Annotated in this window: 1 protein-coding gene and 1 pseudogene; both read right to left on the bottom strand. The window is 36.1% G+C overall.

Annotated features, from left to right (window positions below):
* Positions 1-184: 184 nt before the first annotated feature.
* Positions 185-895 carry a cytochrome c biogenesis CcdA family protein gene (locus tag JCM9140_RS21850; RefSeq protein ID WP_034633122.1) on the bottom strand — a complete coding sequence of 237 codons (711 nt, stop codon included), beginning with the start codon at positions 893-895 and terminating at the stop codon, positions 185-187.
* 12 nt (positions 896-907) lie between these two features.
* Positions 908-1,873, bottom strand: a pseudogene (ccsB, locus tag JCM9140_RS21845) (c-type cytochrome biogenesis protein CcsB); the annotation flags it as partial.

Here is a 1,873-nt window from a genome sequence, read left to right as displayed (position 1 = left end):
TGAGATTTCACCGGTTGCGAAACGTTCCTCCAAAATGGCATAGGGAGACTTCGCTTTACTTTCCAATCGAAACAAAAGCCTTAGTATTAAATAAATGATTACAAGCAGAGCAAGTGCAACAAATCCCATTTTTAAGATATACGACATCATTTCAGCTGAATCTCCAAACATACGATCTCCTCCTTTAAAAGCCCATAAAGCCATTAAAAATATTATTTACTAAATAAGAGGTAATTCTAGTCATCCAATCAAAATATAAAAATACACCAAATATGATCATTAAAATTCCACCAAATTTCATAATGAGATTTGTATATTTTTTAATCCAATTCATTCTTCCAATAAAGAATGTCATCAAAAAGAACGGTATTGCAAACCCAATACTATAAGCACTCATATAAAGCATCCCGGAACCCGAGTTGGTCATACTTAAAGTAATAACGGAAGCTAAAATTGGGCCAATACAAGGAGTCCATCCAGCAGCAAAAGCAATTCCTATTACATAGGTTCCGACATATCCACTTGGTTTTTTGGAGAACTGGAATTGATGATTTTTCATTAGAAACGAAGGTCGGATTACTCCTATAGTTATCAATCCAAACAAAATAATGAAAATGGCCCCTAGTTGTCTAATGAGATTATTGTATTTCAAGAATAGGTCTCCTACTAATGTTGTGGACATTCCAAGCACAACAAAAATAGTAGAAAACCCTAAAATAAAGATGAACGTGTGGAACATAGCTCTTGGAGGTAAAAAACGACCTTTTTTCTTCATCTCATCCACCGTCATCCCGGTTATATAGGATAGAAAGGCTGGATATAACGGGAGATTACAGGGGGATATAAAAGATAAAACCCCCGCTCCAAAAGCCAATAATATAGTTAAATCTGCCATAACAATCTCCTTTTAAGCGTATGAATGTAATCCTGCGATGACTAAATTAATAAATAGCAAGTTAAACATTATGATCCCAAAACCAATCACTAAGAGCCATGCGGATTTCTCACCATGCCAACCCCTTGATAGTCTTAAGTGTAAATAAGCAGCATAAAAAAGAAACGTTATAAGAGCCCAAACTTCTTTTGGATCCCATCCCCAAAATCGTGTCCAAGCGATTTGAGCCCAAATCATGGCAAATATTAATCCACCTAAAGTAAAAACTGGAAAACCAATAATAATCGATCTGTAACTAACTTCATCAAAAAGTTGTGGACTAACGTTTTTCAAGATAGGTTGTATCGCAGCTGCAATCCGTCTTCTTAGAATGAAACGTAATAGAAGATAAAGAATACTTCCTGAAAGGATTGACCATAAAAACGTATTAAACTTTCTTGGAGACTCCACTCCGTTCATCCAGCCGGGTGTTTCAAATAATGGGCCAAACCGGTTTTGATCAGCTGTTATTAATTCACCTTCATAAGGACCTACAATAGCCGGTAATTCATATTCAAGCTGTGCCTCCACTTCCCATTCATTTATCCAATTAAAAGTGACAGAATAATTAATTAACGAAAACACTCCCACCGTTATTGCAATGGCTACAGCACACGTTACCGAATAAATAACAGCCTCAAGCCAAAATGTTTGTTTAGAGCGTTTGCTTTGGTCAACGACACGTATGAGGTAGATTAAACCTGCAATAAATCCAACCCCTAGAATCCCTTGACCAATAGCAGTGGTTATCACATGAATATGAAGCCAGTAAGTTTGCAAGGCGGGTATTAAAGGCGTAACTTCTCTTGGGAATACTGATGCATAGGCAATGATCACAATTCCAACAGGCATTGAGAAAATACCTAATACCGGCTTCTTATAAATAAGATAAAGAATTAAGAAACGCAAAAATAATAGTTAATCCTAAGAAGTGGATAT

This window comes from Halalkalibacter wakoensis JCM 9140 (assembly GCF_000513095.1).
Lineage (GTDB): Bacteria > Bacillota > Bacilli > Bacillales > Bacillaceae_D > Halalkalibacter > Halalkalibacter wakoensis.
This window is presented reverse-complemented; position numbering and strand designations above follow the sequence as displayed.